The organism is Pseudomonas sp. GM18 (genome assembly GCF_000282195.1).
Classification (GTDB): domain Bacteria; phylum Pseudomonadota; class Gammaproteobacteria; order Pseudomonadales; family Pseudomonadaceae; genus Aquipseudomonas.
The window spans coordinates 15,248-40,318 of record NZ_AKJT01000023.1 but is presented as its reverse complement, the minus strand read 5'-3'; the positions used below and the strand labels follow the sequence as shown (position 1 = coordinate 40,318).

The following is a 25,071-nucleotide window of genomic DNA, read 5'->3' as shown; positions in this document are numbered from 1 at the left end:
CGGTAACTATGTATCGCATGATGTCGATCCGTAGCAGCTGCCGAGCTTGCGAGGCTGCTACAAGGAGCATTTCGACAGTTACAGGGTTTTTCATCAGGCAAAAAAAAACGGTGCACCGACCAAGCGCACCGTAAAGCCGTAGAACACACAACGAAGTGTTTGGTAAATCCGGTAAATCAGATCAGTCCAGCAGAGCCAACGCCTCGGCGGTGCACTCCTGGATGCGGGCCCAGTCGCCGTTCTTGATCCACTCCGGGTCAAGCATCCAGCTACCGCCCACGCACATCACGTTTTTCAACGCCATGTAGCTCTTGATGTTAGCCGGGCTGACGCCGCCGGTCGGGCAGAATTTAACTTCGCCGAACGGGCCGCCCAGGGCCTTGATGGCCGCGACGCCGCCGCTGACCTCCGCCGGGAACAGCTTGAAGCGGCGATAACCCAGGCAATAGCCTTCCATGATGCCGGAGGCGTTGCTGATGCCCGGCAACAGCGGGATCGGGCTGGCGACGCTGGCTTCGAGCAGGTCACGGGTGATGCCCGGCGTCACGATGAATTGCGAACCGGCGGCTTCGGCAGCGGCCAGCATGCTGCGATCAAGCACCGTACCGGCGCCGGTCACCAATTCCGGACGCTGCTCGCGCAGGATCTGGATGGCCTTGAGACCGAACTGCGAACGCAGGGTCACTTCCAGCGCCGTCAGGCCACCGGCGGCCAGGGCGTCGGCCAACGGCAGCACGTCCTGTTCACGCGCGATGGTGATCACCGGCAGGATCCGCGCCTTGGCGCAGAGGCTGTCGATCAGGGCAACTTTGTCCGCCATGGAAACGGTCGGGGATGTGTTTGTCATAGCGGCTGATCCTTGGTTCATGGGCACCAGTAAATCTCTAACGTAGGTTGCAGAAACGCCCGAATCGGCATGGCGGCGACATCGTCACCGGCCAGTGCGGCGCTCAGGGTGGTCAGCTTGGACTGACCGGAAATCGATAGAACGGTGTGCCTGGCCGAAGCCAGCAGCGCGCGACTCATGGTCAGGCGCTGATGCGGCACGGTCGGCGCCAGCATCGGCCAGCAGCGACGGCTGCCGTCGACTTTCAAGGCGTCGGCCAGGTTCGGGCTGTTAGGGAACAGCGACGCGGTATGACCGTCGTCGCCCATGCCCAGTACCAGCACATCGATCGCCGGCAACTCGGCGAGCAAGCGATCAGCCTGCTCGGCAGCCTGTTCCAGATTGGCGGTGGCACTGTAGAGGCTCAGGAACTGGGCCTTGGCTGCCGGGCCTTGCAACAGGTAACGCTTGAGCAGACCGGCATTGCTGTCGGCATGCTCCACCGGCACCCAGCGCTCGTCAGCCAGGCTGACCACCACCTTCGACCAGTCCAGTGCCTGCTTGGCCAGGTGCTGGAAAAATGCCACCGGGCTGCGCCCACCGGATACCACCAGCGTCGCGGCGCCTTGTGCGGCAATTGCTTCGCTCAGTTGTCTGGCTACCGTCAATGCCAGGCCTTCGGCCAGCAGCACCGGGCTTTTGAACTCATGGGCGCTAACGCCCTGAGGCAGTTTCAATTTAGATATCGCCATACCAAGACCTCCCGTCCCGCGTGATCAGTGCAATGGAGCTCATCGGCCCCCAGGACCCGGCCGCGTACGGCTTGGGCGCATCACCGGACTTTTTCCACCCGGCAATCAACTGGTCACACCACTTCCACGCGGCTTCGATTTCATCTTTACGGACAAACAGGTTCTGATTGCCACGCATCACTTCCAGCAACAACCGCTCGTAGGCATCGGGAATCCGTGCGCTGCGCCAGGTGTCGGAAAAATTCAGCTGCAACGGACCGCTGCGCAGCTGCATGCCCTTGTCCAGGCCTTGTTCTTTGGTCATCACGCGCAAGGAAATGCCTTCGTCCGGCTGCAGGCGGATGATCAGTTTGTTGCTGATCTGCAAGCGCTGCTCGGGGGCGAAGATGTAGTGCGACGGTTCCTTGAAGTGGATGACGATCTGCGACAGCTTCTGCGGCATGCGCTTGCCGGTGCGCAGGTAAAACGGTACGCCGGCCCAGCGCCAGTTGCGAATGTCGGCACGCAGGGCAACGAAGGTTTCGGTGTCGCTCTGGGTGTTGGAATTAGGCTCCTCCAGATACCCCGGCACCGACTTGCCTTCGCTGTGACCGGCGATGTACTGGCCGCGCACCACTTGAGTGGTCAGGCCTTCCGGGCTGATCGGCGCCAGTGCCTTGAGGACTTTGACTTTCTCGTCGCGGATGCTGTCGGCGGACAGGTCGGCCGGCGGGTCCATGGCGATCAGGCACAGCAACTGCAGCAGGTGATTCTGGATCATGTCCCGCAGCTGGCCGGCTTTGTCGAAGTAACCCCAACGGCCTTCGATCCCGACCTGCTCAGCCACGGTGATTTCCACGTGGGAGATGTAATTCTGGTTCCACTGGGTTTCGAACAGGCTGTTGGCGAAACGCAGGGCGATCAGGTTTTGTACGGTCTCTTTGCCCAGATAGTGGTCGATGCGGTAGGTGCGGTTCTCCGGGAAGAACTGCGCCACGGCGTCGTTGACCTTGCGCGAGGATTCCAGGTCCGAACCGATGGGTTTTTCCAGCACCACGCGGGTGTTTTCGGCCAGGCCGACCTTCGACAGGTTCTCGCAAATAGCACCGTAAACCGCCGCCGGCGTGGCGAAGTAGGCAATCACCCGCTGGGCACTGCCGGCCTGTTCGGCCAATGCGACGTAATCGTCAGCCTTGAGGAAGTCGACGTGCAGGTAGCTCAAACGGGCCAGGAAGCGCTCGAGCACGGCTTCATCCAGCTCTTTGGCGCCCACGTAGCGACGCAACTCGGTGGCGATGAACGCCAGGTGCTGTTGCTCGGTGCCAGGTTCACGGGCCAGCGCGATAATGCGCGTATCCTCATGAAGCAGGCCGGCGCCATCGAGTTGATAAAGGGCAGGAAACAGCTTGCGCAAGGCTAGATCGCCGAGAGCGCCGAACAAGGCAAAGGTGCACGGTTCAACCGTAATCGAAGGCATGATGTTTGTTCTTTTATCAAGTTAAGCTACAAATACCTTTTTTCAAGGCATCACTCAAGGGAAAATGTAGTAATAACCACAACATTTTCGCAAAATATAGATTCCGAGTGGTGGTCGGTCGGAGCCATCAGTAGGATAGGCCACCGTTATGGGCCGTATCAAAGGCCCAATTTGCATAGCCGAGCGCTTGTTTGCGCAGGTGAATTTAGGAACCCCATATGGACCGCGTGCGAAATTTACTGGAACAGATCCAGAATCGCCTTGAAGACCTGAACAAGGCAGAACGCAAAGTCGCCGAAGTGATCCTGCTCAACCCACAGCAGGCTACCCGGTTCAGCATCGCCGCCCTCGCCCAGGCCGCGTCGGTCAGTGAGCCGACGGTCAACCGTTTCTGCCGCTCATTCGGTGTCAGCGGCTACCCGGAACTGAAACTGCAACTGGCACAGAGCCTGGCCAGCGGCGCGGCGTATGTCAGTCGCGCGGTGGAAGCCGACGACAACCCCGAGGCCTACACGCAGAAGATCTTCGGCAGCGCCATCGCCTCCCTGGACAGCGCCTGCCAGGCACTGGACCCGAACCTGATCAGCCGCGCCGTCGACCTGTTGATCCAGGCCCGGCAGATCCACTTTTTCGGCCTCGGCGCCTCAGCCCCGGTGGCGCTGGATGCGCAGCACAAGTTCTTCCGCTTCAACCTGGCGGTGACCGCCCATGCCGATGTGCTGATGCAGCGCATGATTGCCTCGGTGGCCCACACCGGTGAGTTGTTCGTGATCATTTCCTACACCGGCCGCACCCGCGAACTGGTGGAAGTGGCGCGCATTGCCCGGGAAAACGGCGCTTCAGTGCTGGGGCTGACGGCCGAGGGTTCGCCACTGGCCAAGGCCAGTACCTTGAGCCTGAACATCCCGTTGCCGGAAGACACCGACATTTACATGCCAATGACCTCGCGGATCATTCAGCTGACCGTGCTCGATGTGCTCGCCACCGGCATGACCTTGCGCCGGGGCGTGGATTTCCAGCCGCATTTGCGCAAGATCAAGGAAAGCCTGAATGCCAGTCGGTATCCGATTGGGGATGAGTTTAATTAACCCACGCCGATCGTTCCCACGCTCTGCGTGGGAATGCCTCTAGGGACGCTCCGCGTCCAGTGACGCGGAGCGTCACGGGCTGCATTCCCACGCGGAGCGTGGGAACGATCACTACGCAGAGCGTGGGAACGATCATGCCCCAACCCGCGCTTGCAAACTCAAATGCGCCCTCTCCCCCGGCGCCAGGCACAGGCTGTCGGTGCCGCCGCTGGCCGCCTCCACACAGACGAACTCTGAAATCTCGTTCCAACTCACGCCCAACAATGGCCGCGAGCCGGGATGCCAGACCACCGTGTCCGCATGGTCACCGGTGTCGATACACAGTTCGCGCTGCCAGGCATGGTCCTTGAGCTGCAATTCACCGTCATGCTGGAACACGCGCTGACACCCACCATCGACCCGCAACTCGCCTTCCTGCTGGCAAACCTGGCGGCTCAACTGGTCGTAACCTTGCGCTCCCTCGAGCCCAGACAGCGCTATCTCACCGACGTCGCCAATACGCCAATAGGCGTGCAACGCCTGACTCAACTGGCACGGCATGTCGTCCTGATGCTCAGTGCTCAGGTGCAAATCCATGCGTTCGCCCAGGTGCGCGTGCAAGTCCACTTGCCAGTCGCACAGCTGTAACTGCCAGTGCAGGCGCACGCCATCGTCGTCACTGCTGCTGTCGAGCAATTTCCAGTCAAGCAGGCGCGCCCAGCCATGGGACGGCCAGGCGTTTTCGCTTGGATGGCGGCCATACCACGGCCAGCACACCGGCACGCCGCCGCGAATCGCACCGACGTGCGGCCATTTCGCCGCGCACCACAGCCAGGGTTTCTGGCCCTTTGGCTGGAAGTGCAGCAACTGCGCGCCCTGACGACTGAATACCGCCTGACACAGCGGATGGTCGATCACCAGCACGTCGCGCATCTGATAGCGCTCCCACGCAAACACCGGACGTTCGCGCAAGGATTTGAAGAAGCGTTGTAGCGGATGCTCAAGCATGTGCCACGGTCCTGAAAATCATCTGTCACCCGAGGGTGCGCCACCCCCCAAAAAAAAGCGGACAGCCATGGCCGTCCGCAAAAATGCGCACATAGAGAGGAGCTTATCGCAACAGCGTTAGAACACCGACTGAATTTTCAGGCCGGCGACCAGCGCGTTATCAACTTCATCCACACCACCTGGGTGAGTAATGTATTGCAGGTTAGGACGCACCGTCAGCCAGTTGGTAACGTGGAAACCGTAGTTGATCTCGTAGTTGTACTCGGTGCTGCGCAGTGGCGCGAACAGTGGATCGTTGTAGTCGGTGACACCATTGGCGGCGTTGACCAACTCGGCGTTTTTCTTCACGTCATCGTTGACATGGATACGGGAGAAACCGATCCCGACGTCGTCTTTTGGACGAGCATCGAACGGCCCCTTGTAAACAAACATCAGCGACTGGTAGTTGTCGACGAAGTTGGTGTCCTTGTCGTGGAAGGTGGCGTTGGCCGCGATGTTCAGACCGCGTGAAGCATCACCGTTGTGGGTGGTGAGTTGTTGCTGCGCCACAAACCAGTAGCCGTGCTTGCTGTCGTGGCTGCGAAAGGCGTTGCCGGTGGTCGCTGCATCGTTGCCATCGTCGTCTTTACGGACGTCATTGGCGTCGGCCGTGCTCTTGTAGTAACCGACACGGTATTCGCCCGGCAGGTTGTTGACCTTCGGCGACCAGACCAATTCAACCGGCAAGACGGTGCCCTTGGTACCACTGCCGCTGAGCTTGAAGCCGTTACCGTGCTCCAGTTGCGATGGGTTCTGGTTGTACGCGCCGATCTGCGCATAGAACTCAGGCGTGATGTTGTACTTCACGCGAATCGCTGCCTGCATGACCGGCCAGTTGTACCAGATACCGGTCGCCCAGTTACCCGCCTGGGAACCGCAGAATGCCAGGTTCTGGAACTCGCAAGGGAAGGTGTTGAAGTCTTCGCCCTCGCCGAAGTAACCGGCCTTGACGTCCAGTTTCCCGTCGAGGAACTGGTGCTTGATCCACAGTTGGGTCAGACGGACCATGTGGCCACGGCCGTAGACTTCCTGGGAGGAACTCAAGGTGCCGGCACGCGGGTCGCCGACACGGTCATTGGAGATGTTCTGACCGTTACGATTGGTGAGCTGGATCTTGGCCTGAGTGTTATCCCAGCCCCACAGCTTTTGCAGGTCCAGCGCAACGCCCAGGCCAAACTGGTCGGCGTAACGGGCCGTCTTGTCGTCGTTGTAGCCGCCGTGCAGGTTGGCGCCCACTTCACCGACGTAGTCGGCCTTGATATCGATACCTTGCTCGATCAGCTTGGTCCGCTCGCCACCCCAGTCCCCCGTCATCCACTGGGAGTCGGCGCTGAACGCGTCAGCCGCGTGTGCGCTACCTGCCAGCATCATCGCCGCAACCGCTGTCAATTGGCAGATCAGCTGAGCGTTGTTCTTCTTCTTCATCCCTACATCCTCGTTTTATTGTTATTAACTGTTTTTATCTAACGCGGTTTACATCGATTGCGACGGATGTCTCCATCCGCCACTAATCCCCCTGTGGGAGCGGGCTTGCTCGCTCCCACGTTCGATCTTCAGCGGCCTTTGAACTGGGCCACGTTGGCGCTGTGAGCTTCGGTTTTTGGTACACCGGCAACCCCCAGACGCTCACCGGTCTTGGCATCGAACAGCAGCACTTTCGATGGATCGAATTGCAGAGTCAGTGTCTCGCCCACGGCCGGTGCGACGTCCGGTGCCAGACGGCAGCAGACCTTGGTGTCGTTGAGATTGACGAATACCAGGGTGTCGGGACCGGTTGGTTCGGTGACCTGCACTTCAGCGCGAATGGTCGGCAGGCCGTTGGCTTCGCCGTTCGCCAGCACGATCTGCTCCGGGCGCATGCCGAGGATCACTTCGCGGTCTTCGAGCCCTGCGTCCTGCATGCCCAGCGGCAATTCGCAGCGCGCCTGACCGCTGTCGAGCAGCGCCAACAGACGACCATCCTTGCGTTGCAAACGCAGAGGAATGAAGTTCATCGGCGGCGAACCGATGAAGCTCGCCACGAACAGGTTGGCCGGGTTGTTGTAGATGTCTTTCGGCGTACCGAACTGCTGGATGATCCCGTCCTTCATCACCGCCACTTTGTCGCCCAGGGTCATCGCTTCGATCTGGTCGTGGGTCACGTAGACCGTGGTGGTTTTCAGGCGCTGGTGCATCAGTTTCATTTCGGTGCGCATCTCGACCCGCAGCTTGGCGTCGAGGTTGGACAGCGGCTCGTCGAACAGATAGATCTTCGGCCGCCGTGCCAGCGCCCGGCCCATCGCCACGCGCTGTTGCTGACCACCGGAGAGTTGACCCGGCTTGCGGCTGAGCAGGTGTTCGATTTGCAGCAGCTTGGCCACGCGAGCGACTTCTTCGTCGATTTCGGTGGCCGGCATTTTGCGAATCTTCAGGCCGAACGCGATGTTGTCGCGCACGCTCATGGTCGGGTACAGCGCGTAAGACTGGAACACCATGGCGATGTCGCGATCTTTCGGGCTCATGCCGCTGATGTCGGCGTCGTCCACCAGGATCGCCCCGCCGCTGATGTTTTCAAGCCCGGCGATGCAGTTCATCAACGTGGATTTACCGCAGCCCGACGGGCCGACCAGGATCAGGAACTCACCGTCATCGATCTTCAGTTCGATGTTTTTCAGGGTATCCGGCAAGCCGCTGCCGTAGGTCTTGTTGACGTTGCGTAATTCGAGAGTTGCCATGTTCTACCCCTTGACCGCGCCGGACGTCAGCCCACGCAGGAAATACTTGCCAGCGAATATGTAGACCAGCAGTGTCGGCAGCCCGGCGATCATCGCGGCGGCCATATCAACGTTGTATTCCTTGGCCCCGGTGCTGGTGTTGACCAGGTTGTTCAGGGCCACGGTAATCGGCTGGGCATCGCCACTGGCGAAGACCACGCCGAACAGGAAGTCATTCCAGATTTGCGTGAACTGCCAGATCAGGCAGACCATCACGATCGGGATCGACATCGGCAGCAGGATCTTCCAGAAAATCGTGAAGAAGCCCGCGCCATCCAGCCGCGCCGCCTTGACCAGCGCATCCGGAATGCTCACGTAGTAGTTACGGAAGAACAGCGTGGTGAACGCCAGGCCGTAGACGATGTGCACCAGCACCAGGCCCGTGGTGGTGTTGGCCAGGCCGAGTTTGCCGACGGTGAACGAGGCCGGCAGCAGCACGGTCTGGAACGGCAGGAAGCAACCGAACAGCAACAGACCGAAGAACAGTTGCGAACCACGGAAGCGCCACATCGACAACACGTAGCCGTTCATGGCCCCGATGAAGGTGGAGATCAACACGGCCGGCACGGTGATCTTCACCGAGTTCCAGAAGTAGCCGCCCACCACATCCCAGGCCTTGATCCAGCCGATGCCGTCAATCACTTGCGGCCAGCTCAACAGGTTGCCGGTACGGATGTCGTCCGGGGATTTGAAGCTGGTCAGCAGCATCACCACCAGCGGTACCAGATAGATCGCAGCGGCCAGCAACAGCGTCGCGTAGATGGCGATGCGGCTGAAGCTGATGCCAGGTTTGCCAAGTTGATTACTCATGGCGTTTGCCTCGCAATTCGGAGTACAGGTACGGCACCAGAATCGCCAGGATCGCGCCGAGCATCATCATGGCGCTCGCCGAACCAATGCCCATCTGGCCACGGCTGAAGGTGAAGGAATACATGAACATCGCCGGCAGGTCGGACGAGTAGCCCGGGCCGCCCGCCGTCATCGCCGCCACCAGGTCGAAACTCTTGATCGCGATGTGCGCGAGGATCATGAAGGCGCTGAAGAACACCGGGCGCAGGCTCGGCAACACGATCTTCAGGTAAATGGTCGGCAGGCTCGCACCGTCGACTTGCGCCGCACGGATGATCGACTGGTCGACGCCACGCAGGCCGGCCAGGAACATCGCCATCACAAACCCGGAGGCTTGCCACACGGCGGCGATCACCAGGCAGTAAACCACGCGATCCTGATCCACCAGCCAGTCGAGACGGAAGCCTTCCCAGCCCCAGTCACGCAGCATCTTGTCCAGGCCAAGCCCTGGGTTGAGCAGCCATTTCCACGCGGTACCGGTGACGATCATCGAGAGCGCCATCGGGTACAGGTAAATGGTGCGGATGAAACCTTCCTTGCGAATGCGCTGATCCAGCAGCACCGCCAGGAACACGCCCAGCACCAGGCTGATGCCGATGAACATGCCGCCGAACACTGCGAGGTTCTTGCTCGCGACCCACCAGCGATCGTTGTCCATCAGGCGGATGTACTGCTGCAGGCCGACCCACTTGTAGCTCGGCATGAAGCTGGAGTTGGTGAAGGACAGTACGAATGTCCAGATGATGTAACCGTAAAAACCAACCAGGACGATCAGCATGCTCGGCGCCAAAACCAGTTTGGGGAGCCAGCGCTGCAGTGCGTCGAACGGTGAGGCTTTGCTGAAAACCGCCACAGAGCTCATCGGGATAATCCAGGTGAAGAGGAATGAAATCCACACGGCGATCCCTTGTGGGAGCGAGCAAGCCCGCCCCACAGGGGTCACGCGGTGTCAGGGATTACTGGGCGGCTTTGACGGCCGATGCCAGTTGCGCGCTGGCCTTGGCCGGGTCAGCGTTCTTGTCGTTCATGAAGTTGGTCACCACATCGAAGATCGCGCCCTGCACGGCCAGGGAAGTGGCCATGTTGTGCGCCATGCTCGGCTGCAGACCGCCGGTCTTCTCGTCAGCCAGGAAATCCTTGGCGGACGCTTGAGCACAGGCATCGAAGCCCAGACCGCTCATGTCGTTAAGCATGTCGGTACGCACCGGGATCGAGCCTTTGTTGATGCTGAAGACTTTCTGGAAGTCTTTACCCAGGGCGACCTTGGCCAGGTCTTGCTGGGCGGCGATGTCGCCTTTGCGATCGGCTTTGAGCTTGAACACAGCCATCGAGTCGATGTTGTAGGTGAAGGCTTTTTCAGTGCCTGGGAACGGTACGCACTGGTAGTCCTTGCCCGCGACTTTCTTCGCCGCGGTCCATTCGCTCTTGGCCCAGTCGCCCATCATCTGCATGCCGGCCTTGCCGCTGATAACGTCGGCGGCGGCGATGTTCCAGTCACGACCGGCGCGGTTCGGGTCCATGTAGCCAGTGACTTTTTTCAGCTCGGCAAAAGCCTTGGCCATCCCGGGCCCGGAGAGGGTTTTCTGGTCCAGGTCGACCAGGGCTTTCTTGTAACCGTCGGCGCCCATGACCGAGAGCACCACGTCTTCGAACACGGTGCTGTCCTGCCAAGGCTGGCCGCCATGAGCGAGCGCGATGAAGCCGGCGGCCTTGAGCTTGTCGCCGGCGGCATAGAATTCTTCGAGGGTGGTCGGCGCTTTGTCGATCCCGGCTTTCTTGAAGACTTCCGGGTTGATCCACAGCCAGTTGACGCGGTGAATGTTCACCGGCACGGCGACGTAATCGCCTTCGTACTTCACAGTATCGGAGACTTTCTTGATCAGCAGGCTGTCCCAGTTTTCCGATTTGGAAACGTCTTTCAGGGCATCGGTGCTGAGCAGGCCGGTGCTGCCCCACTCCTGGATGTCCGGACCTTTGATCTGGGCAACGCCCGGCGGGTTACCGGCTACGGCGCGGCTTTTGAGTACGGTCATGGCCGTGGAACCGCCACCGCCGGCGACTGCGCCGTCTTTCCAGGTGAAGCCGTCTTTTTCGACTTGAGCCTTGAGCACATCGACCGCGGCTTTTTCACCACCAGACGTCCACCAGTGAACGACTTCCACCGAACCTTTGGAATCGGCGGCAAGGGCACTGAGCGGGAATGCAGCAACGGGAAGCAGTGAAGCGAGAGAAATGACAGTAGCGAGGCGAGAAATCGCATTCATCTAGTAGTACCTTTCTTGTTGTTATGCATGCAAGTCTGGTGCTTGCGCTGCACGGATTTTAAACAGGAGTCATCCCTTCGCAGGTAACGAAGGGACGCGCGAATGTCACCACATGGTTACACAACTGATTACACAGCAACGCTCTGGGACAATTGCCCCAGCGCCGTGGCCATGCTCGGCGCCAGGGGAAGACGCGGGATCAATACGGCTTGCCAGGCGTGATACAGGTCGGGTTTGCCGGCCCAGATATCGGCGCTCGGATGGTTCAGCGGATCGAGCTCGTGATGCCAGCTGCCATCGCAGCGGTCAATGAAATGACTGTCACAGAACTCCCAGAACAGTCGGTACCAGCGCTCGTATTGCTCGTCACCGGTGCGTTTGAGCAGCGCACTGGCGGCGGCACTGGCTTCGCAATGCGTCCAGTGCAAGCGATGGCGAACCACTGCGAGATTGTCCCAGTCGAGGGTGTAGACAATGCCCGGCGCACCGTCGACGTCCCAGCCGTGGCGGCAATTGTGTTCGAAAAGTTTTTGCGCATCAGTGGCGAGCCAGCCCGGCGTGAGTATCCCGGCCTGTACCCGCGCGGCTTCGAGGTGCAGCAACAGCCGCGCCCATTCGAAACCATGACCCGGCGTGGTGCCGTAAGGGCGGAAACCGTCGGCCGGATTGTCGTGGTTGTAGTCGCGCAACGGCTGCCAGTCGCGGTCGAAATGCTCGACCACCAGGTAATCGTTGGCGGCAGCGTGATCGTGAATAACGCGCTCGACGATGCGCTGCGCGCGGATCAGCCAGCGGTTGTCCTCGGTGACATCAGCCAGGGCGAGGAAGGCTTCGGTGGCGTGCATGTTGCTGTTGGCGCCGCGATAGGCTTCCTCACAACTGAAGTCACGGTTGAAGGACTCACGCATGGCGCCCTCCTCCTCGCTCCAGAAATGGCTGTCGATGATGTGGATCGCATCGTCGAGCAAGGCTTGCGCACCGGGACGCTGGGCGACCACCGCAGAACTCGCGGCCAATGCCACAAAGGCATGCAGGTAAGCGGCTTTACCGGTATTGCCGTCGCGGTGTTCGGGCGTGGCGAACCAGCCACCGTGTTCGGCGTCACGCAGCGGCCCGCTAAGGGCTTTGATGCCGTGATCCACCAGCTCGGCGAACCCCGGCAAGCCCTGGATGTGGGCCATGGCGAAGCTGTGGGTCATGCGCGCGGTGTTCATGGTTTCGGCTTGCGCATTGGCCGCCAGGCAGCCCTGATCGTCGAGGTTGCCGAAGCCTTCGGCAAGTTTTGAAGCCTTGGCAAACGCCAACAGGCGCAGGCCTTCGGCGGCGAGCCATTGCTGATGGGCAGGCGCGTTCAGCCAACTGCTGAAGGCGGGTTGGAAGGTGTCCATGCGGTACCTTTTTTTGTTGTTATGACTGGGACCAGTCTAAACAACGGGTGGTGGCGGGCAGGTAACGAAGGGGGAGAGTTATGTCACCGAGTTGTGACATTCACCCTGATCTTGAGATGAGTGGTTACTTGTGGCGAGGGAGCTTGCTCCCGCTGGACTGCGCAGCAGTCCCTCTTTCAGGGTCGCTTTCAATCCATTGATCGCGGCAACTGCAACGTCACGCGCAACCCGCCTTCACGCAAGTTTTGCAGGCTGACTTCACCGCCATGGCTATGGGCAATGTTGCGCGCAATTCCCAGCCCCAGGCCATAACCCTGCTGCTGCCCGGCCAGGCGGAAGTGCGGCTCGAACACTTGCTCCAGCCGTTGCTCGGGCACGCCAGGGCCTTCGTCGTCGACATGCAGCACAAACGCGCTCTCGTCGTCATCGATGTGCAGATGCGCGTTCTGCCCGTACTTCAAGGCGTTGTCGATCAGGTTGCCGATGCAGCGCTTGAGCGCCAGCGGCTTGCCGGGATACGGCGCCAGCGCCCGCCCCTGCTGAGTCACGCGGCCGTTGCCGTTGGGCGCCAGATACGGTTCCACCAGGCAGTCGAGCACATGGTTGAGGTCCACCGGTTCGATGTTTTCGTGGATGTCGGTGTCCTTCACGCATTGCAACGCACCTTTGACCAACAACTCCAGCTCATCCAGATCACGCCCGAACTTGGCTTGCAGCTGTTCGTCTTCAAGCAATTCGACCCGCAATCGCAGCCGAGTGATCGGCGTACGCAAGTCATGGGAAATCGCGCTGAACAACTGACTGCGCTCAGTCAGGTAACGGCTGATGCGTTCACGCATCGCATTGAAAGCGCGACCGACTTCCACCACTTCACTGCCGCCACCTTGAGCGACCGGTTCGACGTCGGCCCCCAGAGACATGTCCCGCGCCGCCCGCGCCAATCGTTTGAGCGGTCGACTCTGCCAGTGCACCAGCAGGCCGATGAACAGCAGCAAGAAGCCGCTGGTGAGTACGATGAACCAGACTTGCTGCGCCGGCAGGCCTTGCTCTTCAAGACTGGTATAGGGCTCGGGCAACAGCGAGGCGATGTACAGCCATTCGCCCGGCGCCATCTGGATTTGCGTGACCAGCACCGGCGGGTTCACCGGCTCCAGGGTCAACGCGTAGTGCGCCCAGGAGCGCGGCAACTCATCGAGCTTCAACCCACCGTTGAAAATCCGCAGGTCTTCGGGGCTGACGAACGTCACCGAAATATCCGCGTCCTGGCCCAGCGACTGGCGCAGCACTTCGTCCACCGCTTTGAGCACCGCTTCTTTGCGCGGGGTAATCGGCAGCACTTCCATGCCCAAGGGTTTGTCGTTGAGGGTCACCACGAATCGGGTGCCGCCCATGCTGCGCAACTGGTCGAGCACCAACGGCCTGAACGCCACCGGCAACGAGCGGAAATAACTGACGCTGGCCGTCATCGAATGGGCCAGGCTGCGGGCGCTGGTGACCAGGCCTTCGAGCTGGGTGGCGCGCAGTTGCGACACCCAGATCACGCTCGACAGCGTCTGGGCGAACAGCACCGCCAACAGGGTCAGCAGCAACATGCGCCCGAGCAGCGAGCGCGGCACCGGCACGCGCCCGGCGAGCTTGCGCAGGAACTCAGTGGCCATTGCCGGCAACCACGTTGGCGGCCAGTTGGTAGCCGCTGCCACGCACGGTCCGGATCAGCCGCGGCGGTTTTTCGGTGTCGCGCAGGCGCTGACGCAAACGGCTGACCGCCATGTCGACGATACGATCGAGCGGCATCAGGTCACGGCCACGGGTGGCGTTGCCGATGGTGTCGCGGTCGAGGATTTCCTGCGGGTGATCGAGGAACAATTTCAGCAGGGCGAAATCGGCGCCGGAGAGAATCACTTCCTCGCCGTCGGTGTGGAACAGCCGATGGCTGACCATGTCCAGCCGCCAGTCGTCGAAGGCCAGCACTTCGCCGCCGGAACGCTCCTGACCAAACTGCGCGCGGCGCAACAGGGCTTTGATGCGCGCCTGCAATTCACGGGGGCTGAAGGGTTTGCCCAGGTAGTCGTCGGCGCCCAGTTCCAGGCCGATGACGCGGTCGGCCTCGTCGGAGCTGGCGGTGAGCATAATGATCGGCACGTGCGCCTGGCGCGGGTGCTGGCGGATCCAGCGGCAGAGGCTGAAACCGTCTTCGTCCGGCAGCATTACGTCGAGGATCACCAGATCGCTCGGCGCCTCGTTCAGCGCCTGACGAAAGCCTGCGCCATCGGGCGTGGTGCGGACCTGGAAACCGGCACGGGTCAGGTAGGTGTCCAGCAACTCGCGTATCTCTTGATCGTCATCGACCAACAAAATCGACTTGTTGACTGAGCTCACGGGGCGGCATCCTTGTTGTTTGTGTTAGGGCGGATTATGCCTGATCGATCATGGATCTATGGTGTTCGATCGTTCCCACGCTCTGCGTGGGAACGATCATTACGCGGTCTCAGGCCTGCTCCAGCGCCACACCCGCGCCCACCAGCCCGGAATACGGTGCTGTCACCAGCCAAACTGGAATGCCTTTGAAGTAATCGCTCATGCAGCCTTTGTCAGCGAAGCACCGGGCGAAACCGCTTTCGATGAAGAAATCGGCAAACCGTGGAATCACCCCACCAACGATATACACACCACCCCGAGCGCCGGTGGTCAGCACATTGTTGCCGGCCACGCGACCGAGCCAGCAGCAGAACTGCTCGAGCACTTCCAGGGCAATCGGATCGCCCGCCAGCCCAGCCGCCGTGATCGCCTCAGGCGTGTCGAGCACAGGCGTGTGGCCGTCCACCGCGCAAATCGCCCGGTAGACTCGCGGCAAACCACCACCGCTCAATGCCGTTTCAGCGCTGACATGGCCGATCTCGTTGAAGATGTGCTGCCACAGTTGGGTTTCTCGCGGGCTGCTCAGCGGCAGATCGACGTGACCGCCCTCCCCTGGCAACGCGGCAAAACGCCCCTCGCCCAGATCGAGCAACGTGCCCACACCCAGACCGGTGCCCGGGCCGATTACCACCGCCGGCCGCAATGGTTCCGGCTTGCCTTCGCAGACCACCCGGAACTCGCCCGGCTGCAAGCGAGTCATGCCCAGGGCCATGGCCGAGAAATCGTTGACCAGCAGCAGTTGATCCACCTGCAAGGTCTGGCAAAAACCCTTGCGACTGAGCCGCCAGTGATTGTTGGTGAATTTGAATTCATCGCCGCTCACAGGGCCCGCAACCGACAGGCACACCGAACCGATCGCACCCGGCGCCAGGCCGAGCCCGTTCAGATAGAGCGCGATAGCCTCCTCCGGACTGGCGTGGTCTGCCGTCGCCAGCACCTGGACCGATTCCAGCTGCTGGTTTTTCCACAACGCGAAACGTGCGTTGGTCCCACCGATGTCACCGACCAAAGCCAGTTTCAATTAAGCGTCTCCAGGGCAGAAGTAAAGGCGCTGGCGCCTTGCTCTGCGGAGCTGAAGGCCATGCGCATGAAACCAAACAGTTCGCGACCGGTGCCGATGTTGTTGCCCAACAGACCTTTGGCCGGCTCGCGTGCTGCGAATTCTTCGGCGTCCACCTTAAGCTCCAGGGTGCCTTTGACGCCATCGACGCGGATGATATCGCCCTCACGCACCCGCGCCAAAGCGCCGCCCACATAAGCTTCGGGGCTGACGTGGATTGCCGCCGGGATTTTCCCCGAGGCGCCGGACATGCGCCCGTCAGTCACCAACGCGACTTTGAAGCCACGGTCCTGCAGCACACCGAGGAACGGCGTCATTTTGTGCAGTTCCGGCATGCCGTTGGAGCGCGGGCCCTGGAAGCGCATCACCGCGACGAAATCCTTCTCCAGCAGACCGGCCTTGAACGCATCGGCCAGGTCCTGTTGATCCTGGAACACCATGGCCGGTGCTTCGACGACCTGGTTTTCCAGCGCAACCGCCGAGACCTTCATCACGCCACGGCCGAGGTTGCCTTCCATCACCCGCAAGCCACCCTCGGGCGAGAATGCACGAGCCACCGGGCGCAGGATGTTTTCGTCGAGGCTTTCGATCGGGCCTTCGCGCCAGACCAGCTCGCCTTTTTCGAGGAACGGTTCCTGGGTATAGCGACTCAAGCCGTGGCCGAGCACAGTGTTGACGTTTTCGTGGAGCAGGCCGGCTTCCAGCAGTTCGCGGATCAGGAACGACATGCCGCCCGCCGCCTGGAAGTGGTTGATGTCGGCTTTGCCGTTCGGGTACACGTGGCTCAGGGTCGGCACCACCTCGGAGAGGTCAGCCATGTCCTGCCAGGTCAACTGAATGCCCGCGGCCATGGCGATGGCCGGCATGTGCAAGGTGTGGTTGGTCGAGCCGCCGGTGGCGTGCAGGGCCACGATCGAGTTGACCAGCGAACGCTCGTCGACGATTTCGCCGATCGGCAGGAAGTTGCCATTCTGCTTGGTCAGGCGAGTGACCTGGTGCGCCGCTTCGCGGGTCAGGGCATCGCGCAACGGGGTGTTCGGGTTGACGAACGAGGCGCCCGGCAAGTGCAGGCCCATGACTTCCATCAGCAACTGGTTGGTGTTGGCGGTGCCGTAGAAAGTGCAGGTGCCAGGGCTGTGGTAGGACTTCATTTCCGATTCCAGCAGCTCTTCGCGGGTCGCCTTGCCTTCGGCATAGCGCTGACGCACATCGGCTTTCTGCTTGTTGGAGATGCCCGACACCATCGGCCCGCCCGGCACGAAAATCATCGGCAGATGACCGAAACGCAACGCGCCCATCATCAGGCCCGGCACAATCTTGTCGCAGATGCCGAGCATCAGCGCGCCGTCGAACATGTTGTGGGACAGCGCCACGGCGGTGGACAACGCGATCACTTCACGGCTCGGCAGGCTCAGCTCCATGCCCGGTTCGCCTTGGGTCACGCCATCGCACATCGCGGGAGTGCCACCGGCGAACTGGCCGACGGAGCCGATTTCGCGCAGGGCCTTTTTGATCTGTTCAGGAAAGACTTCGTACGGCTGGTGCGCCGAGAGCATGTCGTTATATGACGAAACAATCGCGATGTTGGCGGAGTTCATCATCCGCAGGCTGTGCTTGTCGTCGCTGCCACACCCGGCCACGCCGTGGGCGAAGTTGGCGCATTGCAGCTTGCCGCGCATCGGGCCGTCGCTGGCCGCGCCGCGAATCAATGCAAGGTAAGCCTCACGCGTGGCGCGGCTGCGGGCGATAAGCCGTTCGGTGACCTCAAGGACGCGGGGATGCATGTGTAGAACTCCAGGCTAACGGATGTGGCGACCTGATTGTCTATGCTGATCAAACGCCGTTGTGATCGGGATGACAGACGGCTTTCTTGATCATTCGGACCAGTTGATTCAGGTCACTCGTTGTAGATAAAACAAAATATTGCCACTAAAAAGGCTTGTTTTCTATTTTTTTGCGAATAATCTTGTAATTCCAACAACAAAACGACGGCGGCGCTGTAAATGACTCTTCGAATCGCAATCAATGGTTTTGGCCGTATCGGCCGTAATGTCCTGCGCGCACTGTATACCCAAGGCTATCGTCAGGATCTGCAGATCGTTGCGATCAACGACCTGGGTGACAGCTCGATGAATGCCCATCTGCTCAAATACGACACCGTTCACGGCACATTCGATGCTGATGTGCAGCACGATCAGGAAAGCCTGACCGTCAACGGCGACCGTATTTCGGTCAGCGCCATTCGCAACCCGGCCGAACTGCCTTGGGCCGCGGAGAAGGTCGACGTCGTGTTCGAATGCACCGGTCTGTTCACCGACCGTGCCAAAGCCGCCGCCCATATTACGGCCGGCGCGCGCAAAGTGATTATCTCGGCCCCGGCCAAAGGCGCCGACGCCACTGTGGTTTATGGGGTTAACCACGACATTCTGCGCCAGTCGCACCAGATCATCTCCAACGCCTCGTGCACCACCAACTGCCTGGCCCCGGTGGCCCAGGTGCTGCACCGCGAGCTGGGCATCGAAAGTGGCCTGATGACCACCATCCATGCCTACACCAACGACCAGAACCTGACCGACGTCTACCACACTGACCCGTACCGCGCCCGTTCCGCCACCCAGAACATGATCCCGAGCAAGACCGGCGCCGCTGAAGCTGTAGGCCTGGTGCTGCCGGAGCTGGCGGGCAAACTGACCGGCATGGCGGTGCGTGTACCAGTGATCAACGTGTCGCTGGTGGACCTGACCGTGCAGCTCAAGCGCGAAGCGTCGGCCGATGAAGTGAATGCGCTGCTCAAACAAGCCAGCCAGCACTCGAAGATTCTCGGCTACAACGCCCTGCCGCTGGTTTCCAGCGACTTCAACCACAACCCGCTGTCGTCGATCTTCGACGCCAACCACACCAAGTCCAGCGGCAAGCTGCTCAAAGTGCTGGCCTGGTACGACAACGAGTGGGGCTTCTCCAACCGCATGCTCGATAACTGCCTGGCGCTCTGCAACGCTGAATAAACCGTGGAGCAGCAACCGATGATCGGTATCAGCTTTACGCAAAAGACCATGGCGGCGCGCAAGCGTATCGCCCTGGTTGCCCATGACCACTGCAAAGTGTTTTTGCTGGACTGGGCCGAGCGGCAGAAAGACAAACTCGCGCAGCATGAACTGGTTGCCACCGGCACCACGGGGTTGTTATTGCAACAACGCCTCGGCCTGTCGGTGGAAAGCATGATCAGCGGTCCGCTGGGCGGTGACCAGCAACTCGGCGCGCAAATCGCCGAGCAGCGCGTCGACATGCTGGTGTTCTTCTGGGACCCGTTCGAACCGCAACCCCACGACCCGGACATCAAAGCGTTGCTGCGGGTCGCGGCGGTGTGGAACATCCCCGTGGCCTGCAACGAATGCAGCGCCGACTACCTGCTCAGCAGCCCGTTGATGGATCAGGCCCACGAACACCGCATCCCGGATTACGCGACCTATCTGCTGGGGCGTGGGTAAAGCTGTGGCAGCAGGCTCGCCCCTACAGGGGAATGCACATCCCTGTAGGAGCGAGCGGTGCGGCGATCCGACTTGCCCGCGAAGGCATCATTTCAGGCAACACAACTTTCGAACTCAGCCAACAATTCCCCAATCCTCGGGGGATTACTCAGTCGGCACTACCTTATCCAGCACCTGATTCACAGCCAGCTCAGCCAGCATCACGACCTGGGCGATGCCCAGCAGGGTTTTGCGGTGGGTACCTTCGAGCAAGGCGGCGAAGTCGTTGAGCATGACGGTGGCCGAGCCCAGGGTTTCGCTGGCGTTGACCAGCATCGGTTCGGTGGCGGCCGCAGGGTTGGCCATATACAGGTTGTTGGGTTGATAGGGTGTGGCCATGACCGTGGCCGCCGGGTTGAGGTAATGGTCGAGGGCGCGTTCGGCGGCTTCGTTGAGTTTTCTGGAATCGGGGGATTCGTAGGGGGAGACCGGATCGGTGAGCGGTGGGTTTGGCGTTACTTTGAACATGGGATACTTACCTCTAGTAAGGCCGCGTCCGTCTCGCTGCTAAACGGATGGGTGGCGGCTATGCGCAAGTTAGCAGACCGGTAAGCTCCCAAAACCCGGCGCACCCGAAGGTGCCATGCGCACAGCCACCATCGAGCACAGGCGAATGCCTGACTGGATGAGACTTATGCAACCGAGAGCTAACACAGCCGGGCTGCTAAACCCGATCACTGCGAATCAGTGACGCGAATCAAGTTACCGACCGGCCCCAAGGCGCACAAGCCGGCGGATTCTGGCGCAGGCGTAGGCAACGGCGCAAGGTTTCGTGGCCTTTAGGACGTAACACCGGGTGTCGTTAAACACTCATTCTGGATCGTGTGTATTGCCGCTCGGAAATCGATGAATTCCCCCACCGGATTTCATCTGGCCGAGCCGTTTTTTTGAACTATGCTCGGGCTCTCGTTCCGGAGGGCCTTCGATGACTGATTTACTCACGTCCATTCAAGCCGCACTCGGCTTGCCTCACACCCCAATCCCGTTCACCTCGAGCGGCGCCCTGCCCTCGGCGTTTGCCGTGACCGATCTGGCCTGCGCCAGCATTGCCGCCGCCGGCCAGGCCGCCAGCGAACGGCTGCATCAACAAACCGGTCGTTTGCCCAGCCTTGAAGTCGACCGCCGCCTGGCGTCGTTCTGGTTCGCCACCTCGATCCGCCCCGTGGGCTGGAACGTCCCGCCGCTGTGGGACCCGGTCGCCGGCGACTACGCAACCAAGGACGGCTGGATCCGCCTGCACACCAACGCGCCGCATCACCGCGCTGCTGCCGAAACGGTACTTGGCGCCTGCACCGACCGCGCAGCGATGGCGAGCAAAGTGGCTCAGTGGGCGAAAAGCGATCTGGAACAAGCGGTGGTCGAAGCCGGTGGTTGTGCCGCCGAGATGCGCAGTTGGGAGCAATGGCAGGCCCACCCCCAAGGTCAGGCCGTGAACGCCGAACCGTTGATTCAGTTCAGCGCCAGTGGCAGCCGAAACGTGAAACCTTGGCAAGGCTCGGTGGCGCAACCGCTGGCCGGGATCAAAGTGCTGGACCTCACGCGGGTGCTCGCCGGCCCGATCGCCAGCCGCTTCCTCGCCGGGCTCGGCGCCGACGTGCTGCGCATCGACCCACCGACCTGGAACGAACCGGGCGTGGTGCCGGAAGTGACCCTGGGCAAACGCTGCGCGCGCCTGGATCTGCACGACAAAACTGATCGCGCGGTGTTCGAAAGCCTGCTCAAGGACGCCGACATCCTGCTCCACGGCTACCGCGCCGATGCCTTGGAACGCCTGGGTTACGGCATCGCCCAACGGCAGGTACTGGCCCCCGGCCTGATCGATGTTTGCCTCAACGCTTACGGCTGGAGCGGCCCCTGGCAGAACCGTCGCGGCTTCGACAGCCTGGTGCAGATGAGCAGCGGGATTGCCGACGCGGGCATGCACTGGAAGAAGGCGGATAAACCGACACCGCTGCCGGTTCAGGCCCTTGATCACGCCACCGGGTATTTGATGGCGGCCAGTGCGATCAAGCTATTGGGCCACGGTGGCTCTGCGCGGTTGTCGCTAGCGCGAACGGCGAAGTTGCTGATCGAGCATGGTGCCGGAACGGATGAGCCGTTACGGGCAGAGGATGACCACGATCAAGGGATGTTGATTGAACAAACACCGTGGGGGCCGGCCCATCGGTTGCAGGTGCCATTGAAGATCACCGGGACGCCGCTGCAGTGGGCGCTGCCGGCTGGGGAACTGGGTGCCCATCGCGCGCAGTGGTGGTGACCATCAGATAGCTTTCGCGGGCAAGTCGGATCGCCGCACCGCTCGCTCCTACAGGTACAGCGTGATCCTGTGGGAGCGTGCGGTGCGGCGATCCGACTTGCCCGCGATGAGGCCCGAACAGTCACCGTAAACACTGTCACGTAGTTTATTTTTAACTAAATAGATAAAACCAAATAACATTTATCCATTAATCCCGACCATTTCCTTTTATTTATAGCCGAACAATCTATAGGTCCGGCCAGTAAAGAGTTTTGTATCGCGCACCTGATAAATCCGCAGAAACAAACTAACTTCGTAATGCTATTCACTTAAGCACTTTCAGTCGCTACGCATTCTTTGTAGCAGCTGCCGAAGGCTGCGTTCGGCTGCGAAGCAGTCGTCAAATAAACCATTGCGGTGCGTCGGATACACCACGGCAACCGGACTCACGACTGCTGCGCAGCCGAACGCAGCCTTCGGCAGCTGCTACAGATCGCATTAAGGCCTTGTGCCTGAGAAAGATACATAAGTCTTTCATTAACAATGGAATGTGCCCATGCACTGATCTATGTCAGCTGATTGAACAGCCAACAGAATTACTCTGTTGCCTCTCTTCTCCTGCACTGGAGTCATGCTATGTCTGAATCCCCCGGAAAACTGAAACTCGGTGCGCTCGTTGCTTTAGTGGTCGGTTCAATGATTGGTGGTGGAATATTCTCTTTGCCCCAGAACATGGCTGCCAGTGCTGACGTTGGTGCTGTTCTTATTGGTTGGGCGATTACCGCGGTGGGTATGTTGACCCTCGCGTTCGTCTTTCAAACCCTGGCCAATCGCAAGCCTGATCTGGATGGCGGTGTTTATGCCTACGCCAAGGCCGGGTTCGGCGACTACATGGGGTTTTCGTCGGCCTGGGGATACTGGATCAGCGCCTGGTTGGGCAACGTGGGTTACTTCGTCCTGCTGTTCAGCACTCTCGGTTATTTTTTCCCGCTATTTGGAGAGGGGAATACTCCTGCCGCCGTCATCGGTGCTTCGCTGCTGCTTTGGGCGGTGCACTTTCTGGTTTTACGGGGGATCAAGGAAGCGGCGTTCATCAACCTGGTGACCACCGTGGCCAAGGTCGTGCCGCTGCTGCTGTTCGTGTTGATCGCGGTGTTCGCCTTCAAACTGGAGATCTTCACCGCTGACATCTGGGGCGTGAAAAACCCGGACCTGGGCAGCGTGATGAACCAGGTGCGCAAGATGATGCTGGTCACGGTGTGGGTGTTCATCGGCATCGAAGGCGCGAGCATTTTCTCGGCCCGCGCGGAAAAACGCAGCGACGTGGGTAAGGCTACGGTCATCGGCTTCATCACCGTGCTGCTGTTCCTGATGCTGGTGAACGTGTTGTCCCTGGGAATCATGACCCAACCGGCATTGGCGAAACTGCAGAACCCGTCGATGGCCGCGGTGCTGGAACACGTGGTCGGTCATTGGGGTGCGGTGCTGATCAGCGTCGGCCTGATCATTTCCTTGCTCGGGGCGTTGCTGTCATGGGTGTTGCTGTGCGCGGAGATCATGTTCGCCGCCGCCAAGGACCACACCATGCCGGCGTTTTTGCGCCGTGAAAACGCCAACCTTGTACCCGCCAACGCGCTGTGGCTGACCAACGCGATGGTGCAGCTGTTTCTGATCATCACACTGTTTTCGGCCAGCACTTACCTGTCGCTGATCTACCTCGCCACCTCGATGATCCTGGTGCCCTATCTGTGGTCGGCGGCCTATGCCGTGCTGCTGGCAGTGCGCGGCGAGAGCTATGAAAACGCTGCGGCCGAGCGCAGCAAAGACCTGGTCATCGGTGGCATCGCTCTGATCTACGCGATCTGGCTGCTGTACGCCGGCGGCGTCAAATACCTGCTGCTCTCCGCCCTGCTGTATGCCCCCGGCGCGATCCTGTTCGCCAAAGCCAAGCTTGAAGTCGACAAACCGGTTTTCACCAACATCGAGAAGCTGATTTTCGCCGCTGTCGTCGCGGGCGCCCTGGTGGCGGCCTATGGGCTGTATGACGGCTTCCTGACCCTTTAGCACTGTTGTGAAAAGCAGTACCCGATTGTTTTCATCTGGAGGAACACGTAATGACCACGGAAAAAGTTAAGTACGGCGTCCATTCCGAAGCCGGCAAACTGCGCAAAGTCATGGTTTGCTCCCCCGGCCTGGCCCACCAGCGGCTGACCCCGAACAACTGTGATGAACTGCTTTTCGATGATGTGCTGTGGGTCGCCCAGGCCAAGCGTGATCACTTCGACTTCGTCACCAAAATGCGTGAGCGCAACATCGACGTGCTGGAAATGCACAACCTGTTGACCGACATCGTGGCGATGCCTGAAGCGCTGGACTGGATTCTGGAACGCAAGATCACCGGCAACTCGGTGGGCCTCGGCCTGATCCATGAAGTGGGTGCCTGGCTGCGTAGCCTGGAGCCGCGCAAGATCGCCGAATTCCTCATCGGCGGGGTTTCCGCCGATGACCTGCCGGACAGTTTCGGTGGCAAGACCATCCAGATGTTCCGCGATTTCCTCGGCCACTCCAGCTTCATTCTGCCGCCGCTGCCCAACACCCAGTTCACCCGCGACACCACCTGCTGGATCTACGGCGGCGTGACCCTGAACCCGATGTACTGGCCGGCGCGCCGTCAGGAAACCCTGCTGGCCACCGCCATCTACAGATTCCACCCGCAGTTCACCAACGCCGACTTCCAGATCTGGTACGGCGACCCCGACCAGGATCACGGCAGCGCCACCCTTGAGGGCGGCGACGTGATGCCGATCGGCAACGGCGTGGTGTTGATCGGCATGGGCGAGCGCTCGTCCCGCCAGGCCATCGGCCAATTGGCGGTCAATCTGTTCAAGAACAAAGCGGTGGAACGAGTGATCGTCGCCGGCCTGCCGAAATCCCGCGCAGCGATGCACCTGGACACCGTGTTCAGTTTCTGCGACCGCGACCTGGTGACGATTTTCCCGGAAGTGGTGAACCAGATCGTCGCCTTCAGCCTGCGCCCTGATGAAAGCAAACCGGGCGGCATCGACGTGCGCCGTGAAGAAACCAGCTTCCTCGACACCGTGGCCAAGGCCCTCAACCTCAAGGCGCTGCGCGTCGTCGAAACCGGCGGCAACAGCTTCGCCGCCGAACGCGAGCAATGGGACGACGGCAACAACGTGGTGGCCGTGGAGCCAGGCGTGGTCATCGGCTACGACCGCAATACCTACACCAACACCCTGCTGCGCAAGGCCGGCATCGAGGTCATCACCATCAGCGCCAGTGAACTCGGGCGCGGGCGCGGCGGTGGCCACTGCATGACCTGCCCGATCATTCGCGACCCTATCGATTATTAACTTTCGAGCCTTGGCCGATGCTTATCCAGCACGGCCGAGGGGATAACCGAAACCCAA

The 25,071-nt window shown here is 60.6% G+C and carries 21 protein-coding genes; 6 read left to right on the top strand and 15 right to left on the bottom strand.

The genetic code is table 11. From position 1 onward, the window contains the following. Positions 1-181 precede the first annotated feature (181 nt). The 3 genes from PMI21_RS23380 to zwf are packed head-to-tail and all read right to left on the bottom strand — an operon-like array spanning position 182 to position 3,034. Complete coding sequence (locus PMI21_RS23380) at positions 182-847, bottom strand: bifunctional 4-hydroxy-2-oxoglutarate aldolase/2-dehydro-3-deoxy-phosphogluconate aldolase (RefSeq protein ID WP_007934741.1); 666 nt, start codon at positions 845-847, stop codon at positions 182-184. A 17-nt stretch (positions 848-864) separates the two neighbouring features. Next, the gene (pgl, locus tag PMI21_RS23385; RefSeq protein WP_007934739.1) at positions 865-1,578 is read right to left on the bottom strand and encodes a 6-phosphogluconolactonase; all 714 of its coding nucleotides are present in this window, start codon (positions 1,576-1,578) and stop codon (positions 865-867) included. After that, positions 1,565-3,034, bottom strand: coding sequence for a glucose-6-phosphate dehydrogenase (gene zwf, locus PMI21_RS23390; RefSeq protein ID WP_007934737.1), 1,470 nt, complete (start codon positions 3,032-3,034; stop codon positions 1,565-1,567). The genes pgl and zwf overlap by 14 nt, the downstream gene beginning before the upstream one ends. A gap of 227 nt (positions 3,035-3,261) precedes the next feature. On the opposite strand from zwf, the gene PMI21_RS23395 reads away from it, so the two are divergent. After that, positions 3,262-4,122, top strand: a complete 861-nt coding sequence (locus tag PMI21_RS23395) for a MurR/RpiR family transcriptional regulator (protein WP_177318273.1) — start codon at positions 3,262-3,264, stop codon at positions 4,120-4,122. A gap of 132 nt (positions 4,123-4,254) precedes the next feature. Here the strand turns inward: PMI21_RS23395 and PMI21_RS23400 are convergent, their stop codons facing one another. The 11 genes from PMI21_RS23400 to edd all read right to left on the bottom strand — a co-directional run bounded on the left by PMI21_RS23400 (position 4,255) and on the right by edd (position 17,664). Next, positions 4,255-5,109: a D-hexose-6-phosphate mutarotase gene (locus PMI21_RS23400; protein WP_007934733.1), complete on the bottom strand. Its 855-nt coding sequence runs from the start codon at positions 5,107-5,109 to the stop codon at positions 4,255-4,257. A gap of 117 nt (positions 5,110-5,226) precedes the next feature. Next, positions 5,227-6,573, bottom strand: a complete 1,347-nt coding sequence (locus PMI21_RS23405) for a carbohydrate porin (protein WP_007934727.1) — start codon at positions 6,571-6,573, stop codon at positions 5,227-5,229. 128 nt (positions 6,574-6,701) lie between these two features. Further along, positions 6,702-7,862 carry an ABC transporter ATP-binding protein gene (locus tag PMI21_RS23410; RefSeq protein ID WP_007934725.1) on the bottom strand — a complete coding sequence of 387 codons (1,161 nt, stop codon included), beginning with the start codon at positions 7,860-7,862 and terminating at the stop codon, positions 6,702-6,704. A 3-nt stretch (positions 7,863-7,865) separates the two neighbouring features. Further along, the gene (locus PMI21_RS23415; RefSeq protein WP_007934723.1) at positions 7,866-8,711 is read right to left on the bottom strand and encodes a carbohydrate ABC transporter permease; all 846 of its coding nucleotides are present in this window, start codon (positions 8,709-8,711) and stop codon (positions 7,866-7,868) included. Then, entirely contained in the window at positions 8,704-9,612 is a 909-nt protein-coding gene (locus tag PMI21_RS23420) for a carbohydrate ABC transporter permease (protein ID WP_007934720.1), read from the bottom strand. The genes PMI21_RS23415 and PMI21_RS23420 overlap by 8 nt, the downstream gene beginning before the upstream one ends. Before the next feature lie 94 nt (positions 9,613-9,706). Beyond that, entirely contained in the window at positions 9,707-11,014 is a 1,308-nt protein-coding gene (locus PMI21_RS23425; protein WP_007934718.1) for an ABC transporter substrate-binding protein, read from the bottom strand. A gap of 128 nt (positions 11,015-11,142) precedes the next feature. Beyond that, positions 11,143-12,402 (bottom strand): D-mannose isomerase, encoded by a 1,260-nt coding sequence (locus PMI21_RS23430; RefSeq protein WP_007934715.1) that lies wholly within the window; start codon positions 12,400-12,402, stop codon positions 11,143-11,145. Between the two features lie 188 nt (positions 12,403-12,590). Then, a complete protein-coding gene (locus PMI21_RS23435; RefSeq protein ID WP_007934714.1) occupies positions 12,591-14,060 on the bottom strand; it encodes an ATP-binding protein in 1,470 nt (489 codons plus the stop codon). Continuing rightward, complete coding sequence (locus tag PMI21_RS23440; protein WP_007934711.1) at positions 14,050-14,781, bottom strand: response regulator; 732 nt, start codon at positions 14,779-14,781, stop codon at positions 14,050-14,052. The genes PMI21_RS23435 and PMI21_RS23440 overlap by 11 nt, the downstream gene beginning before the upstream one ends. Before the next feature lie 109 nt (positions 14,782-14,890). Further along, on the bottom strand, positions 14,891-15,841 hold the full coding sequence (locus PMI21_RS23445) for a glucokinase (protein ID WP_007934709.1): 951 nt from the start codon (positions 15,839-15,841) through the stop codon (positions 14,891-14,893). After that, positions 15,838-17,664: a phosphogluconate dehydratase gene (edd, locus tag PMI21_RS23450; protein WP_007934707.1), complete on the bottom strand. Its 1,827-nt coding sequence runs from the start codon at positions 17,662-17,664 to the stop codon at positions 15,838-15,840. Before edd ends, PMI21_RS23445 begins: the two co-directional genes overlap by 4 nt. A gap of 219 nt (positions 17,665-17,883) precedes the next feature. On the opposite strand from edd, the gene gap reads away from it, so the two are divergent. Together gap and PMI21_RS23460 are read left to right on the top strand one after the other, a co-directional pair. After that, entirely contained in the window at positions 17,884-18,885 is a 1,002-nt protein-coding gene (gene gap / locus PMI21_RS23455; RefSeq protein ID WP_007934706.1) for a type I glyceraldehyde-3-phosphate dehydrogenase, read from the top strand. 18 nt (positions 18,886-18,903) lie between these two features. Then, positions 18,904-19,368, top strand: coding sequence for a methylglyoxal synthase (locus PMI21_RS23460; RefSeq protein WP_007934704.1), 465 nt, complete (start codon positions 18,904-18,906; stop codon positions 19,366-19,368). 144 nt (positions 19,369-19,512) lie between these two features. On the opposite strand, the gene PMI21_RS23465 is transcribed toward PMI21_RS23460, so the two are convergent. Beyond that, entirely contained in the window at positions 19,513-19,875 is a 363-nt protein-coding gene (locus PMI21_RS23465) for a DUF6124 family protein (RefSeq protein ID WP_007934701.1), read from the bottom strand. A 457-nt stretch (positions 19,876-20,332) separates the two neighbouring features. On the opposite strand from PMI21_RS23465, the gene PMI21_RS23470 reads away from it, so the two are divergent. From PMI21_RS23470 to arcA, 3 genes are all read left to right on the top strand, one after another. After that, positions 20,333-21,664 (top strand): CoA transferase, encoded by a 1,332-nt coding sequence (locus PMI21_RS23470; RefSeq protein WP_007934700.1) that lies wholly within the window; start codon positions 20,333-20,335, stop codon positions 21,662-21,664. Between the two features lie 615 nt (positions 21,665-22,279). Continuing rightward, positions 22,280-23,707, top strand: a complete 1,428-nt coding sequence (gene arcD / locus PMI21_RS23475) for an arginine-ornithine antiporter (RefSeq protein WP_007934698.1) — start codon at positions 22,280-22,282, stop codon at positions 23,705-23,707. A 50-nt stretch (positions 23,708-23,757) separates the two neighbouring features. Next, positions 23,758-25,014 (top strand): arginine deiminase, encoded by a 1,257-nt coding sequence (arcA, locus tag PMI21_RS23480; RefSeq protein WP_007934697.1) that lies wholly within the window; start codon positions 23,758-23,760, stop codon positions 25,012-25,014. Positions 25,015-25,071: the final 57 nt, after the last annotated feature.